The sequence below is a fragment of the Thermococcus sp. genome, from assembly GCF_027023865.1.
Taxonomy (GTDB): Archaea; Methanobacteriota_B; Thermococci; order Thermococcales; family Thermococcaceae; genus Thermococcus.
Genome location: NZ_JALVUC010000025.1, coordinates 221,839 through 235,310 on the forward strand (window position 1 = coordinate 221,839; position 13,472 = coordinate 235,310).

The 13,472-nt window shown below is 49.9% G+C and carries 17 protein-coding genes; 12 read left to right on the plus strand and 5 right to left on the minus strand.

The genetic code is table 11. The features are described from left to right. The first annotated feature begins 42 nt into the window (after positions 1-42). On the plus strand, positions 43-1,020 hold the full coding sequence (locus MV421_RS10740) for a bifunctional N(6)-L-threonylcarbamoyladenine synthase/serine/threonine protein kinase (protein WP_297416875.1): 978 nt from the start codon (positions 43-45) through the stop codon (positions 1,018-1,020). Further along, entirely contained in the window at positions 1,011-1,808 is a 798-nt protein-coding gene (locus MV421_RS10745) for a DUF835 domain-containing protein (RefSeq protein WP_297518330.1), read from the plus strand. Before MV421_RS10740 ends, MV421_RS10745 begins: the two co-directional genes overlap by 10 nt. Here the strand turns inward: MV421_RS10745 and MV421_RS10750 are convergent. The 5 genes from MV421_RS10750 to MV421_RS10770 form a co-directional block, all read right to left on the minus strand. Continuing rightward, on the minus strand, positions 1,805-2,641 hold the full coding sequence (locus tag MV421_RS10750) for an NAD(+) kinase (protein WP_297416869.1): 837 nt from the start codon (positions 2,639-2,641) through the stop codon (positions 1,805-1,807). The two genes, MV421_RS10745 and MV421_RS10750, sit on opposite strands and share 4 nt — an antisense overlap. A 116-nt stretch (positions 2,642-2,757) precedes the next feature. After that, a complete protein-coding gene (locus MV421_RS10755; RefSeq protein WP_297416866.1) occupies positions 2,758-3,816 on the minus strand; it encodes a lysylphosphatidylglycerol synthase transmembrane domain-containing protein in 1,059 nt (352 codons plus the stop codon). Beyond that, positions 3,816-4,970, minus strand: a complete 1,155-nt coding sequence (locus MV421_RS10760) for an RsmB/NOP family class I SAM-dependent RNA methyltransferase (RefSeq protein ID WP_297416864.1) — start codon at positions 4,968-4,970, stop codon at positions 3,816-3,818. The genes MV421_RS10755 and MV421_RS10760 overlap by 1 nt, the downstream gene beginning before the upstream one ends. Positions 4,971-4,980: 10 nt before the next feature. Next, on the minus strand, positions 4,981-5,496 hold the full coding sequence (locus MV421_RS10765) for a DUF3201 domain-containing protein (protein WP_297416925.1): 516 nt from the start codon (positions 5,494-5,496) through the stop codon (positions 4,981-4,983). Positions 5,497-5,538: 42 nt separating this feature from the next. Continuing rightward, on the minus strand, positions 5,539-6,450 hold the full coding sequence (locus MV421_RS10770) for an LEA type 2 family protein (RefSeq protein WP_297416861.1): 912 nt from the start codon (positions 6,448-6,450) through the stop codon (positions 5,539-5,541). 93 nt (positions 6,451-6,543) lie between these two features. Here MV421_RS10770 and MV421_RS10775 point away from each other — a divergent pair, with 93 nt between their 5' ends. The 10 genes from MV421_RS10775 to MV421_RS10820 form a co-directional block, all read left to right on the plus strand. Next, positions 6,544-7,059, plus strand: coding sequence for a CDP-2,3-bis-(O-geranylgeranyl)-sn-glycerol synthase (locus MV421_RS10775; RefSeq protein WP_297416858.1), 516 nt, complete (start codon positions 6,544-6,546; stop codon positions 7,057-7,059). 82 nt (positions 7,060-7,141) lie between these two features. Next, positions 7,142-8,326 carry a hypothetical protein gene (locus MV421_RS10780; protein ID WP_297416855.1) on the plus strand — a complete coding sequence of 395 codons (1,185 nt, stop codon included), beginning with the start codon at positions 7,142-7,144 and terminating at the stop codon, positions 8,324-8,326. Then, entirely contained in the window at positions 8,287-9,564 is a 1,278-nt protein-coding gene (locus MV421_RS10785) for a hypothetical protein (RefSeq protein WP_297518333.1), read from the plus strand. Before MV421_RS10780 ends, MV421_RS10785 begins: the two co-directional genes overlap by 40 nt. Before the next feature lie 27 nt (positions 9,565-9,591). After that, positions 9,592-10,083: a hypothetical protein gene (locus tag MV421_RS10790; RefSeq protein WP_297503401.1), complete on the plus strand. Its 492-nt coding sequence runs from the start codon at positions 9,592-9,594 to the stop codon at positions 10,081-10,083. Between the two features lie 147 nt (positions 10,084-10,230). Further along, positions 10,231-10,461 (plus strand): hypothetical protein, encoded by a 231-nt coding sequence (locus MV421_RS10795; protein WP_297518336.1) that lies wholly within the window; start codon positions 10,231-10,233, stop codon positions 10,459-10,461. 13 nt (positions 10,462-10,474) lie between these two features. Continuing rightward, complete coding sequence (locus MV421_RS10800; RefSeq protein WP_297503405.1) at positions 10,475-11,296, plus strand: hypothetical protein; 822 nt, start codon at positions 10,475-10,477, stop codon at positions 11,294-11,296. Between the two features lie 6 nt (positions 11,297-11,302). Next, positions 11,303-11,665, plus strand: coding sequence for a hypothetical protein (locus MV421_RS10805; protein ID WP_297503407.1), 363 nt, complete (start codon positions 11,303-11,305; stop codon positions 11,663-11,665). A gap of 34 nt (positions 11,666-11,699) precedes the next feature. Continuing rightward, a complete protein-coding gene (locus MV421_RS10810; protein WP_297503409.1) occupies positions 11,700-12,266 on the plus strand; it encodes a hypothetical protein in 567 nt (188 codons plus the stop codon). A gap of 5 nt (positions 12,267-12,271) precedes the next feature. After that, complete coding sequence (locus tag MV421_RS10815) at positions 12,272-12,853, plus strand: hypothetical protein (RefSeq protein ID WP_297503412.1); 582 nt, start codon at positions 12,272-12,274, stop codon at positions 12,851-12,853. A 282-nt stretch (positions 12,854-13,135) separates the two neighbouring features. Continuing rightward, positions 13,136-13,472, plus strand: a 337-nt coding sequence (locus MV421_RS10820; protein ID WP_297518339.1) for a hypothetical protein, incomplete at its 3' end; no start/stop codon positions are given.

Consider the following 13,472-nt stretch of genomic DNA (forward strand, 5'->3'; position numbering starts at 1 on the left):
GTTTCAACAACCTTTTTATACCCTTCTTGGGAGTTCACTAACATGATTGCCCTCGGAATAGAAGGCACGGCCCACACCGTTGGAATCGGAATCGTAACTGAGGAGAGGGTTTTGGCGAACGTATTCCACACTCTCACCACCGAGAAGGGGGGAATACACCCCAAGGAGGCGGCCGAGCACCACGCGCGCCTTTTCAAGCCCCTTCTAGTGAAAGCCCTTCAAGAGGCCGGAATAACGATTGAGGACGTTGACGTTATAGCATTCTCCCAGGGGCCTGGACTCGGGCCGTGCCTCAGGGTCGTCGCCACTGCCGCGAGGGCGCTGGCGATAAAGCACAACAAGCCCATCATTGGGGTAAACCACTGTATCGCGCACGTCGAGATTACCAAGATGTTCGGGGTTAAAGACCCCGTCGGTTTGTACGTAAGCGGGGGCAACACGCAGGTTCTCGCTCTGGAGGGCGGCCGCTACCGCGTCTTCGGCGAGACTTTAGACATAGGCATAGGCAACGCAATAGATACCTTCGCGCGTGAATTGGGTATAGGTTTCCCCGGCGGGCCAAAGATAGAGAGACTCGCTCAAAAGGGCGAGAAGTACATTGAGCTTCCCTACGCGGTTAAAGGCATGGATTTGAGCTTCTCTGGTGTCCTGACGGAAGCGGTCAGGAAATACCGGACGGGCAATTACCGCATTGAGGACCTTGCCTATTCCTTCCAAGAAACCGCTTTTGCCTCCCTCGTTGAGGTCACCGAGAGGGCAGTGGCCCATACAGGTAAGGGGGAAGTTGTCCTCGTCGGAGGAGTTGCGGCAAACAACAGGCTCCGTGAGATGTTGGAGGTCATGACTGAGGACAGGGGAGTATACTTCTTTGTTCCCCCCTACGACCTTTGCAGGGATAACGGGGCCATGATAGCCTACACCGGACTGAGGATGTACCGTGGCGGCGTAAGATTTAAAATAGAAGATACCGTTGTGAGGCAGAAGTTCCGCACGGATGAGGTGAAAGTGACATGGGTTTAATAGTCCCGCTCTATGTTTTTATTCTGGATCTTATCCTGGCCCTCGCCATAGGCTACGCCATCTTCTTTCTCTACATGAGGCTCGATAAATACGACGTTGAACTCAACATCCTGATAAAGTACTCTTTCGTCTTCCTCCTGCTGGCCGAGATCGGCAGGATCCTTGATTTGGTGGACAACTTCTGTTGCGGGACCGACTTTGCCCTGGTGGAGGAAATTCTCTACTTCATTTCAATCCTTGGTGTTATATACACCGTTCTGAGGTATATCATGCTCGTGGAACTCAGGTACATGCCGTCGGTGGTGGTAAACGCCGGGACGGGGGTTAAATCCCGCCCGAGGGTGCCACGTGGGGACTCTCCCTTCTCCGTGGGTGTTTACATTATACTCTCCCGGTACAGGCTCTCAGATGTTCTCGAGCTTCTCAAGGATGCAGATTTCCCAATAATGGCCATTACGCGTTCCCCGTCGATATACGAGAGCTTTGATAGGGGCAACATCGAGGTCCTGTGGGTGACTCAGGTTCCTGGGGGGATTCAGCCGACGGCCCTTCATGTTATCCAGGACAAGGTAATCCGCTTTGTCCAGGAGAACCCAGAGGCAGTGGTCATAGTTGATTCCGTCGAGTACCTCCTCCTTTACAACGACTTCAGGATCGTCTTCAAGTTCCTTGTCAACCTCAAGGACTACCTGCTGGCCCTCAAGGGCACCCTGATGATATTCGTGGACGATACTGTGGTAACCCCCCAGGAGAAGTCCTTCCTCCTGAAGGAGTTTGAGCCCCTCTAAAACCTCCCCTTAAGCCTAATCGTGTACTTGGGATATATCTCGTCAGTAAAGCGGACAAACTTTGCCTTTCTGGGGGATTTCCGCACTTCTATCTCCGTCTCCGGGTCGAGCTGGGTGTAGAACTGGCCGTCTATGGCTAGGATAAGCTCCCTGCCCTTGGCCAGGTTCTTGATCTTTACGGTGCTCCCAGCTGGAACCACCATGGGTCTTGCGCTCAGCGCTATTGGGGCTAAAGGGGCTATAACGACCGCTTCAAGCCTGGGGTCTAAGAACGGCCCCCCTGCACTCATGGCGTAGCCGGTTGAACCCGTCGGGGTGGAGACTATTAAGCCGTCGGCCCTTATCTCATCGGCAAGGCCCCCGTCCACATAGTACTTCAGGTGAATGATCTTACCTGGAATCCCTGTCAGTATTGACGCCTCGTTCAGAGCGTCCGGCACGCCCTTCTCGCCGTTGATATAAGTTCTTAGCTTTAGGCGCTCGTCTATATGGTAGTCCCCCTCCATGAGTTTGCTCAACGCAAAGAACGCCTCGTGGGGTTCGACCTCCGTGAGAAAGCCCAGAGTGCCCATGTTTATTCCCAGGATGGGTATCTCCTTTTTAGTCCTGTGCTCAACGCGTAGTATTGTTCCGTCGCCACCTATTGCTATCATGAAGTCGACGTTGAACTCCTCCAGTGGGATGATATCTTCCTCAGCGAACTCAGGCAGGTGCTGATACGTTTCCAAGTCCACAAAGACCTCGTACCCGCTGACCTTGAGGAAGTCGTAAACCCTGTAAGCTAACTTCAGTGCCGCGGGTCTGTCGCGCCTTGCCACCACCCCAAACCTCAAGCTTCCACCTCCAGGAACCTGCGATCCCGGCGACTCCCTCGGAACCGGCCCACTTTATCGGGTGCCTGTGATGAGCAGGCCACGGGGAGAACTTTTTTGCCCATGGCATGGCACCGTTAAGTCTTATTTTCATCTTCCACGTTTATATCGTTGTCGCCGGCTTTCCTCTTAAGTTTCTTCACCATAGCTCCAAAGCGTGTTGTAAGCCCTGCTCCTATGATTGTGGGTGCCCAGTATGAGATTAACCTCTCCAGAAGCGTCGCTGTAACCGCTATCTCCTTGTTTATCCCCAGGAGGACGTAAACTGCCGAGTTCACAGCCGCGATAAGACCTGCCCCACCCGGAACCACCGCGAACATCCCCACCGCTATGCCGACCATCTGCACGACCATAATGTCGAGGAGTCGTATCGGACTGTTTATGCTGTAGAAAATGTAGTACGAGCGCAGGATTATCAGCGTCCAGGTTATGAACGACCAGGACACCGAGAGGGCGAAGGCTTTTTTGTGGGTTAATAAAATCCTGAGGTTGTCTTGGAACTGGGGCACGCTCACCTCAACGGTCTTTACGAACTTCTCTTCGTAGTTCATAGCTTTTTTGGGCATTATCCTACCAAACTGGCGGTATAACCAGTAAAGAATGCTCTTCGTCTTTCGTTCGCTCAGTATTATACCAGCCGAGACCAAGGTCATCCCCACAAAGAACGCGTCGAGGACGAGGAGGGTCACCATCAACGTCATTGAGCCCAGACCGTAGACGTAAACTGTGCTGAGGATGAGCATTATCATAACAGGAATAACGTCGGTGAGCCTGTCTATCATCACCGTTGCGAAAATCGGACCGTAGGGGTCTCCGGTCTTTTTGTGGATGTAATATGCCCTCACAGGTTCCCCACCGCCTCTAGCGCCGGGGGTTATGTTGTTGATGAAGATGCCCACGAGAAGTCCCTCGAGTATGGTTGCAAAGTTTGCCTTCACCCCAAGGCTCTTGAGGAGGACCCGCCAACGGAGCGCCCACGTAATCAGTGAGGCAATGTAAACGACGATCGCCATGAGGAAGTAGTCGGGTCTGGCTGTTTCCAGTATCTCGAGGACGTCCTCTATCCCAGCCCACCAGAGGAGCAGGACTATGACGAGCAGTGCGGCCCCTATGAGGGTGTACTTTCTCCTGCCCATTACCCCACCTTCCTGAACTTCGCTATGAAGAAGCCCTGCGTGAGGTGTCTGTTGGGGTAGAACCTTTGGACATCATCAAGCCCCATCCCTTGGGAGCCTATGAAATGACTCTGCTCCTCTAACTTTAGGCCTTTCTCAATGATATATCTCACGTTCGCCTCATTCTCCTCAAGTGAGAGCGTGCAGGTCGAGTAAACCAAAACGCCATCCTTCCTGAGCGACTTCACCGCCGCCCGGATGAAGGCTCTCTGGTAGCGTGCGGTAGCCTCGATGTCTTTTGGTGTCCTTCCCTCCCATAGCTTTGGCCTTATGCCAAGGGCGGTGCAGGGGGCATCGAGGAGTATCTTGTCGGCCTCGATTCCAAGCTCCGGTAATTTCCTCGCGTCCATCCTGATCAGCTTAACGTTCTTCACGCCGAGCCTGTCCAGCTCTTCTTTGGTCTTCCTCAACCTGTTCTTTGACTTATCCATCGCTACTATTTCGCCCATGTTCTCCATCAGCTGGGCGATGTGGCTCGTCTTTCCGCCTGGGGCGGCGGCCATGTCGATTATCAGTTCCTCCTCGCTCGGCTCCAGAACGTGGGCAACAACCATTGAGGGCAGACTCTGGGCGTAGAAGAGACCTTCCTTAAAGGATTCCAGCTCGTTCAGACTGGGGAGCTTGAACTTCGGCAGGGTTACCTCGACGGCCAGGCCCCGTGTTGAAGTCATCATCTCCTTCGCGCCCATTCTGGCTATTCCAACGCCGACGAGCAAACCTTTTGGGTCGCGGATTTCAACCTCGTCGCCCGGTTTTATCTTCCTGTTTGCTTGGAGGACGCCGGGGGCGTAGAGATTGGCCCCCTGGTAGATGCTCTCGGCCGCGAACTTATTGGCCATCGCCACCGGGAGGTCGGGATTGTACTCGTCAGGGAAGTTTGGTCCCCCACGCTTGAAGTATATCCCCTTCTTGAGGTGGGGGCTTCGCTTCGGCTTGAGACCTTCCTTCCTTAGGATGCTCATTAGCTTTGAGCGGCTCGTCTTGAGCGTGTTGACCCGGAGGTAGTACTTCTCCACCGGCGTCCTAAGGGAGGCCATTATCTCCTCCGCTTCGCGCCCGAAGAGTTTCCTGTAATATCTCCTCAGCTCGGGTGGAAACGCCTCCTGGTAGCTCATTGCCACAACCTCAGAACTCGAAGATTTCAAAGCGCCTTCCGAGGTCAATCACCCGTCTTATTCCCTGCCTTAAAGCGCTGACGCTTCCGAAGTTGGCCTCGAACTGGAAGATCCCCTCGTTGCTCTCGGAAATCCTCTCGAGAATCTCCGTTGGGGAAACCTTCCCATCACGCCTCCAGTTGTAGACGTCGTTGAGAAAGTCCTCACTACCGTAGATGAAGCCCCTTGGGAAGACCTCCAAGAAGAGGCCGACGAAGTTCTCGCTTATCCTCTCCCTCGGGACTGCGACGACGAGGTAATGGCTCTCCGGTGTCGCCCCCACTTCAATTTGTGGCTTTATCTCAAAGGCCGGGTGGGGGTAACTCATCCGTCTCCACTCACCGTCTAGGAAGATGTAGGCATTAAAGACCTCCTCTACAGGCTCTACTTGGAAGCCCTCTGGTAGCTCCGTCCTGAGTTCTTCGTTGAGCCCGAATATCCCCCCCCACATTCTGTTCAGAAAATCGTGGATCTCCCTTACATTCATCTCACACACCCAAAATGGAAAGGAAAAGGACCTTAAAAACCTTCATTTCAGACTGCCGAGGTTGCTCAGCATCTCGTTAAGCTGTCCCATGATGTTGCTCTTCACGGTCTCCTCGTAGCTTCCTAGCTTTATCGTGTACTCGTTGTTGAGCACATTGATCGTCATGAACACGTCTGCCTTAATCCTGCTTTCCTCCCCGTTCTTCACGTGGAGCTCCCATACCTTTGGCAGGGCAGACTCAATGATATACATCTTGAGTATCATATTCCCGTATCCTCTTGCGGGCAGGACGACGCCGTTTTCCGACGAACCATAAGCGGCTTTTATCCCGTTGGCGTAGACGTCATAGCTCACGTTTCCAATCGGAATTGGGAAGGAGTTGGGGTTGTAGAACTTCATGTGTGCCAGCAGGATTGCCTTTCCGTTCCGCTCGCCTGCCCAGTCGAACTTCGTCTCAACGAGGGCCGGGCTTTTGAGTATTCCGCCGAAGTACTCTTTACTCTCCGCCGTGAAGTTCAGGCGGGAGAGTATGTTCTCACTTATGCTTCGCTTGAGGTCGAGGTTAACCGGCACCACCCCGAGGAGCTTGCCCCGTACAATAACGTTGACGTTGCCCTTCTGCCCATTGTTGAGGTAATTAACCAGCGCCCTAACGAGGTTGTGGTTGTCGACGGCCAGTAGGATTCCTATCTCCCTTCCCGTCGGGCTGTAATTGAACTCCTTGATTCTCGCCACTGGAATACCAGCGAACTCTATCGTTAGGTTCTCTATCGAGGCCGGAACCATCAGGGGCCTGGCCAACGTTCCGTCTATGATTATGTCCGTTTTTGCCTCGCTGACATCTCCCCAGTGGGCTTTAAGCTCTGGATGTGCGGTTATTGCCGCGTAGCCGACGTAGCCTATCCAGACCAGAAAAACCAGCGCCAGGCCGGCTAACAGGAGCTTCCACCTCATTCTTTCACCTTCTTATATTTCGCTCCTCATGGTTTAAACGTTTCCGTCCCGGTAGCTTTAAAACTCCGAATTCCAATTTCAACCGGTGGAATAATGGGCTGGTTGTCATCAATCCTCTGGGCGTTCTGGTACATCCTTCCGGCCTACTTTGCCAACGCTTCCCCCGTCCTTGTGGGAGGGGGCAGGCCTATAGACGGTGGGAGGAAGTGGGGAGATGGCAGGAGGATTCTTGGGGACGGAAAAACCTGGAGGGGCTTTATTGGTGGCGTTTCAATTGGAACTCTCATTGGCCTAATTCAGTACTTCATAACCCCCGGCTTCTACGGTGACTTTAAGACGGCGTTCCTCCTCGCTTTCCTCCTATCGTTCGGCGCGCTCCTGGGTGACCTAGTTGGAAGTTTCCTCAAGAGGAGAGCGGATCTCCCACGCGGTGCCCCTGCGATAGGCCTCGATCAGCTCGGCTTCCTTATAGCGGCCCTTGCCCTCGCTTATCCTGTAAAAACCCTTTCCAGCGGCCAGATCATCCTCCTCCTCGTTATCTCGCCCTTCATTCACTGGGGGGCGAACTACTTTGCCTATAAGATGGGCTGGAAGAGCGTGCCGTGGTAGTCACTTTCCACTTTCTACTAACTCTTTAAAATGGTATGTAATTTTTGAATAGAAAAAGTTTTTAATAACATTCTAAGTTTTAATGTCTGGTGATGCTATGAGGAAGGTGGCTGGAATACTGATGGTAGTGCTGGTGCTGGGTTTGGCGGTTAGTTCTGCGGTTTCTTCGGGTGCGTTTGTATCTGCCTCCAAGGTGGTGGATTCAAATTCTGCCTACAATGAGTTCTGGGATATACTGGAGAACGAGTCCTATCTTGTGTATACTCTCAACGTCACTCACAACCTCTCCGTTGCGCCTGCCCTCGTCAAGAACTCGCGCAGGGGCGAGGAGAACGCGGCGGAGATATCTGCCCTGATATGGGTGGCGAGGAACGAACTCAAGGCCTCGGGTGTTAAAACATACTACACGGCGGACGAGCTGAGGGCGATGGCCCAGAACATCAGCAAAAACGGCCTTCCTGAGGATACTGTTAAATCCCTCAAGGAGCAGGGCTGGACCGACGATGAGATCAAAGCCCTTGAGGACTACATCCGCAAGAACGCGGACAGCATAACAAGCGGCTTTGATATGCTCGAGTTCCTTAAGAACTTTTCCAATGCATTTGTGAGGGTAGGATTTAATTACGCCAACTATGAAACATGGGCACTTGAGAAGTGGAAATGGTTTGATTCTGAGAATTTTAATGGTGCCCTTCCATCAAATGTAAGCATCAATCCCTTACTTGCCGACGAGTGGATAGACCTCTACGAAGCATACAGTGAGGGTAATACAACAAAGCTCTTGGATGCCGTTAACGCATTGTCCTCAAAGATGTATGGTCTTTTAACATCCCCGTCCTCTTTCAAGGGCCTTTCTGAGGACCTGACGGGAGGAAACATAATGTTATACTACACCACAGTAACCAGCGCCGTATTCTACAGGGGAGGTTTTGTTGTTATCAAGACTTCTTCGACGCGGTACGACTGGAATGACCTCAAGAGGATCACCTCTACAACCACGTATTACTGGCCCGCGGCCCTTAGGGCATACAACCTTACGAGACAGATTTACACAGTTGCACAGGCTATTGAACTGGGGAACGGCAACCCCGAGCTCCGCTGGATTCTGAACGAGAAGATGGATGAACTCAAAGACTCCCTCAAGGTCTATGTCTCTGAAAGTACGACTGAAACACCCATCAAACGTGCTCCTCCAGTTTACATTGAACCACCCACCAGCCCATTGGGATGCAGTCCAGGGGCGGAAGCTCATCCTCCCTCCAAGTGACGGGAACAAAGACCTCCGTGGGGTATACACCCACCTCGCGCACTCCAACCGAGATTGAGCTTGAGGCGCTTACACCCGATAACAATGAAGGTAAACTTACAGTGAGCGACGTTTCCGTCATCGTTGACAGTAAATCTTCCAACTCCGTCCGCTACCGCATTAAAGTAACGGTGGAGGCAGAGAACAACGCTGTAAGCGACGTCAGTGTACACCTCACTGACGACACCACGGGGGGCAGTGATAGCGGGAGCCTTGGGAATATATACGGGGGTTCCTCCACATCATGGACGTCCCGCGAGTTCACCGCATCAGTCACCGGTGACAGCATTAACATTCACGGGAGCGTTTCAATCACTTATACTCCAAGCTGTGGTCCTGCTCCGACAGCCACTCGCGGGGGAACTGTTCCTGCGACGTGCAATGTGCCTCACACCATAATAGAGTTGTACTCCAAGACTGTAAGGATAAACACTCCAATCGACCCCTCCAAGGTCCACTTCACTATCCAACACTCAAAGACTCATGTTACCGCCGGCGAAAGCGTTGACTTCAGCATTATAATCACAAATGACAACAATAAGGGCATCAGCGGGAGCTACTCCCTCCAGATCAGCGTTCCCCAGCCGAACGGTGATTATGAGTGGGCATCCTACAATGACCACGTGTCAGTTCCAGCCCATAAGACCAAAACGCTTCATGTTACCACCATCAACTACGGCTCCCCGGGCACATCAGAGTACCACGGCACCTTTGATTTTGGTGTTTCCTCTAAGGGGGATCAGGGGTACATCACTGTAACTTCAAGTGGAAGTTCTGGGAGTTTGAGGATTGAGAGTGTTACGTATAAGCCGTCGGTTCCAAGGGACGGCAGTCTGGTGAATTTCACGGTTAAGGTTAAGAGTTCTTACTCTTTAAGTCGGAGTGTGGGATTGGAACTCTACGTTGATGGGAAGGAGGTTTACCTGGTGAACGGCAGCATCGGTGCAAACTCTGAGAAGAGCTTCACTCTCCGCTGGCTTGCTCAGGCTGGAGAGCATTCTTACACGGTTAAACTGTATTCTGTTAGCAACGGGCGGAAGAATGAGGAGGACGAGGAAAGCGGGAGTGTGAGTGTTGCCAAGGATCTAAGTAGCAAGATAAACATGGAAGTAAAGTGTCCTTCAAGAGTTGGTCTGGGGGATTCTTTAGAATGTCTTTTACAGGTTAAGAATAACAATTCAGAAACAATTGAAGTATAATTAAACAACATTACCTTCTGGAGCGAAGTGAAGTATGAGGAGGCTGATATTAATTACGTGCGTTTCCAGTGGGTAGAGGGAACCTTCTATCTAAGTGCATTTAAAGAAGTGCCTCCACACTCGTCCCGGAGCATTCCAATTGACCTTGGCAGGGTGGATGATGAGTTTGCTTCTCATTTTGGTCTCTCCGACAATCATCGTTTGTTGTCCTCAACTGTCCAAGGTGACGTGAATCCAAACACAATATACCAAGTAGCATACTGGGACACAGAATACCACCTCACTCTTAGGCTGGACGTTTTCGATAAAAATGGCAATGTCCTGCTTAAGGACAAAGCTCTAACAGCCTCCACAACTTTATTCTATCAGGGTAGCACTCAGGCAAAAATTGACCGTGATATGAGGATTCAGAGATTAAAAGAGTTCGGCGAAAATGCGATAAAGATAATAGTACTCATAGTCACCATATCCTACTCAAAAGACAAATTATGGGAGTTTGTAAAGGGCTTTTGGGGGTGATGCAGGATAGGTAACTTCACGTTTAAATTGCTTCTTTCTCTTCCTCTTTTATTACTGTTATGGGAGACTTTTGTTAATATCTACTATTGGTATTTAGATTTTTCTCTTGTTGTTCAGGTTTTGCTGCTTCTGCTCTGGGGTGTGGAAGTGTGGTGGATACTCGAGAATGGTACTATGCCCCTCCCGGTGTTTCTGGTGAGCGCCTTCGTCGTTATCTACCTCGGATTCGCGGTTGATAATCCTCCCAAGCTTAGCGCTTATTTTAGTGATGCTCTATGGGCGGCGCTCTACACTTACCTTCTCAGGGGCTACTATTTAAGGTCATTAAACAATACTTCTGCCAATACGCAAGAAACAAGTTTTCCCGAGGGAGCTTGATGGTGGAGGTACCGTGTGGTTTACGGTTCATGTTAAGAACTTTGAAAATACTGCTTTATCGCTCAGTGGTTTCGTTGAGGATGGGAATGGGACAGTGATAAAGAGAATTGACGGTTTTGAGGGCAGGATTCCGGCTAATGGTGAGAAGAACATCAGCTTCTCCTACAAGGTTTACGGCGTGGGGAACCACACGTTTAAACTCTTCCTCGACAATTATGATGGGAAACCCAATGGCGCGGGAGAGGAGCACTGGGATGAGGTGAGGGTTGAGGTGAAGCCAGTGAACGGGACGGAACTGAAGCAGGTGGGGTTTGAGTGTGATGACCCAGAATTCAACTGGAACCGTGGTGAGTACACCGCTACATTAGTGTGCAAGGCGTTTGTTTACAATCCCGCTCAAAATAGCGTCGGAATAAGCATTGTAAGCGTCAAAGAATGGTCAGTGAATAATCGCGACCTAAAAGATGCTCTAGAGCATGCCTGGGTAGTAAAATACCCAGAGGCTATAAACGCGTCAAAGATTGGAGTGATAACGTTCGAGAATACAGCGCACACAGGACTCATAACCCTTGAAAAAGACTTATTTGGAGCTTATATCTCAGTATCACTTAAATACACAATATCCCCCAAAAGTGGAGATGATGTCACATTCGTAGGCACAGGTATAGTAAACATAAAGCAGGATAACAGTGACGTGATGGGTGATATTGGGGTTAATGTGGGTGTGACAATTGTGCTTGGAGAATTAGTGGAGCTTCCGAGGACAGCAAAGATAGCATGGGACTTCATTGGACCTATAGTAATAGGGAAAATCAAAAATAAAGTTTTGGGGTGATATAATATGGCAACCGCAAGTTCATTAAAAAGAAAAAGAGAAGTATTTACTTATTCCTTTCTTTCCTTGATTTTGGTGTTTTTTGCTATTTTCATGACGTACAAAGTTGTTAATTCAATTGAAGTTATTAAGTTTCAGATTTTCTTGGGCGTTTTAATACTGTTGGCATCATACTTCAGAAAATACAGAAGTCCAGAAATTTCGGGGGAGAAAATGACAGTATTGGGATTAATTATAGTAACCTGCGACATTCTTGGGATTTATCAGATTACAGACAATGGAATTTTATCGATTTCCCTTGGGATAATATGGGGAGTTATAATAACAGTTTCGGGTTATGTTATCATTCTCTACAATAAACCCAAATAATTTACAAAACTCTGAGTGGCAGGGGGTGGAGTCCTTGACCGGGAAAGAACTAAAACAAATAGGCTTTGAATGCGATGACCTGTATCTGTCCACGGGACTAGATAGGGAACATCATTTGTTATATAAAGGAACGCTAACATGCAGGGCGATTCTCTATAATCCTGCCCAGTACTATCTACGGGGCAGCATAACTGATGTGTATGCAGTCGAGATTACTCCAGAAGTGCTTGATAACGACCTAGTTGGGGAATGGGGGTATACACCAACCATCAACATTGCCCCCAATGGCTATTATACCGTGTTGTTCTACAGAAACACTACAAGCATTGACGTCTATCACTTAGAACATGACCTGTATGGACTCCCCTTTACTGTGAAATTGCACTATGAATTTAACTCCACCAATGGATTGTTCAGTGAAGAGTTCATCGGAATTGGCAGTGCCTGGATAACTCAGGACTCGACGCAAGCGGCAATAAGTTCCACTATATTCATTGGGGGAACTGCGGCCACACTAGTTGGACTCGTTGTTTCAGCCCCGGCATTAACTGCTATGGGTGCACTGTCTTTCTTTGTGGGGTTATATCAAACAGCAGGGTGATCCAAATGAACTTTCAGATATGTGGGTGGTGGATGTTGTCCCTCCAGGTTTTCCTTTTTCTGGTTCTGTTCAGTAAGACACGGAGCCTGAGAAAATCCGTTCAAAGTTACATCATTCTCTCCATTCCTATCTTGGAAATTATAATATTTTTCGCAAATCCCCCAGACTCTGTAGTCATTTTCTTCATAATCTGGCTGGTCTTCGTGGTTTTCCCAACTTCAAGGAATTACATAGCCTACGAAAAATGGGCGCGGATTCCAATGTACGATGACTTAACGAAAGATGGCATCAGGCGTAAAGACGTCCCCCGACCCATTGTGGTAGTTATAGGAGGATCCATACTCATCGAAGTGGCCTGGTTCCTCCATCCCAGATGGGGCTTGATAGTCTTATGGATTTGGGCTATGCTCCACTTCACTGCCCTGTTAAACCGGAGGCTCAGGCCCCTGGCGGTTTTCACACTTGAGTACCTCCCCCCTGTTTTGGCAATTTCACTGGTGTTGCAGTGTCCGTCATGGTTTGCTATCATTTACGTGGGAAGCTTTTTGATACCCTGGGTCTGGATAATGAAACAAGGTTATGGGTGATACTATCGAAGTTAGGGGAGAGTAAGGTGTTAGAGTGTTACATAAGCCACGACTCCGCAATTGCCTCATTAAATTGTCAACTGTGTTTCACGGTGCACGAAAAGCTTGGATGGCCACAAGGAGACGGTACTATGAGAAAGCACACGAAGCTATCAATCTCGGGAATCATTCTCGTTTTTGTTTCATCTATTTTTGTTTCTCGCCTTGAAATTACTAAAGGGCTTTATTCTCTATCCATAAACTTCTCCATCTTTCCCTGAGGAGCTTGAGGGTGGTGGGACGGTGTGGTTCACGGTTCATGTTGAGAACTTTGAAAATGGGGCTCTTCCGCTCAGTGGTTTCGTCGAGGATGAGGAAGGGGCTGTCATCAAGAGAATTGACGGTTTTGAGGGTAGGATTCCGGCTAATGGTGAGAAGAATATCACCTTCTCTTACACGGTTTACGGTGTGGGGAACCACACGTTTAAAGTCTTCCTCGACAATTACGACAGCAAACCCAACGAGTACGGGGCTAAGAACTGGGAGGAAGTGAAGGTGGAAGTGAACCCAGTAAACGGGACGGAACTGCAACAGGCAGGCTTTAAATGCAGTGATCAGAGGGGTATGATGGTAGACTATA

Excerpts from the sequence above, each read along its gene's own strand:
- MV421_RS10740 (WP_297416875.1), top strand. The coding sequence starts at position 43 with ATGATTGCCCTCGGAATAGAAGGCACGGCCCACACCGTTGGAATCGGA.
- MV421_RS10745 (WP_297518330.1), top strand. The coding sequence starts at position 1,011 with ATGGGTTTAATAGTCCCGCTCTATGTTTTTATTCTGGATCTTATCCTG.
- MV421_RS10755 (WP_297416866.1), bottom strand. The coding sequence starts at position 3,816 with ATGGGCAGGAGAAAGTACACCCTCATAGGGGCCGCACTGCTCGTCATA.
- MV421_RS10760 (WP_297416864.1), bottom strand. The coding sequence starts at position 4,970 with ATGAGCTACCAGGAGGCGTTTCCACCCGAGCTGAGGAGATATTACAGG.
- MV421_RS10765 (WP_297416925.1), bottom strand. The coding sequence starts at position 5,496 with ATGAATGTAAGGGAGATCCACGATTTTCTGAACAGAATGTGGGGGGGG.
- MV421_RS10770 (WP_297416861.1), bottom strand. The coding sequence starts at position 6,450 with ATGAGGTGGAAGCTCCTGTTAGCCGGCCTGGCGCTGGTTTTTCTGGTC.
- MV421_RS10775 (WP_297416858.1), top strand. The coding sequence starts at position 6,544 with ATGGGCTGGTTGTCATCAATCCTCTGGGCGTTCTGGTACATCCTTCCG.
- MV421_RS10780 (WP_297416855.1), top strand. The coding sequence starts at position 7,142 with ATGTCTGGTGATGCTATGAGGAAGGTGGCTGGAATACTGATGGTAGTG.
- MV421_RS10785 (WP_297518333.1), top strand. The coding sequence starts at position 8,287 with ATGCAGTCCAGGGGCGGAAGCTCATCCTCCCTCCAAGTGACGGGAACA.
- MV421_RS10805 (WP_297503407.1), top strand. The coding sequence starts at position 11,303 with ATGGCAACCGCAAGTTCATTAAAAAGAAAAAGAGAAGTATTTACTTAT.
- MV421_RS10815 (WP_297503412.1), top strand. The coding sequence starts at position 12,272 with ATGAACTTTCAGATATGTGGGTGGTGGATGTTGTCCCTCCAGGTTTTC.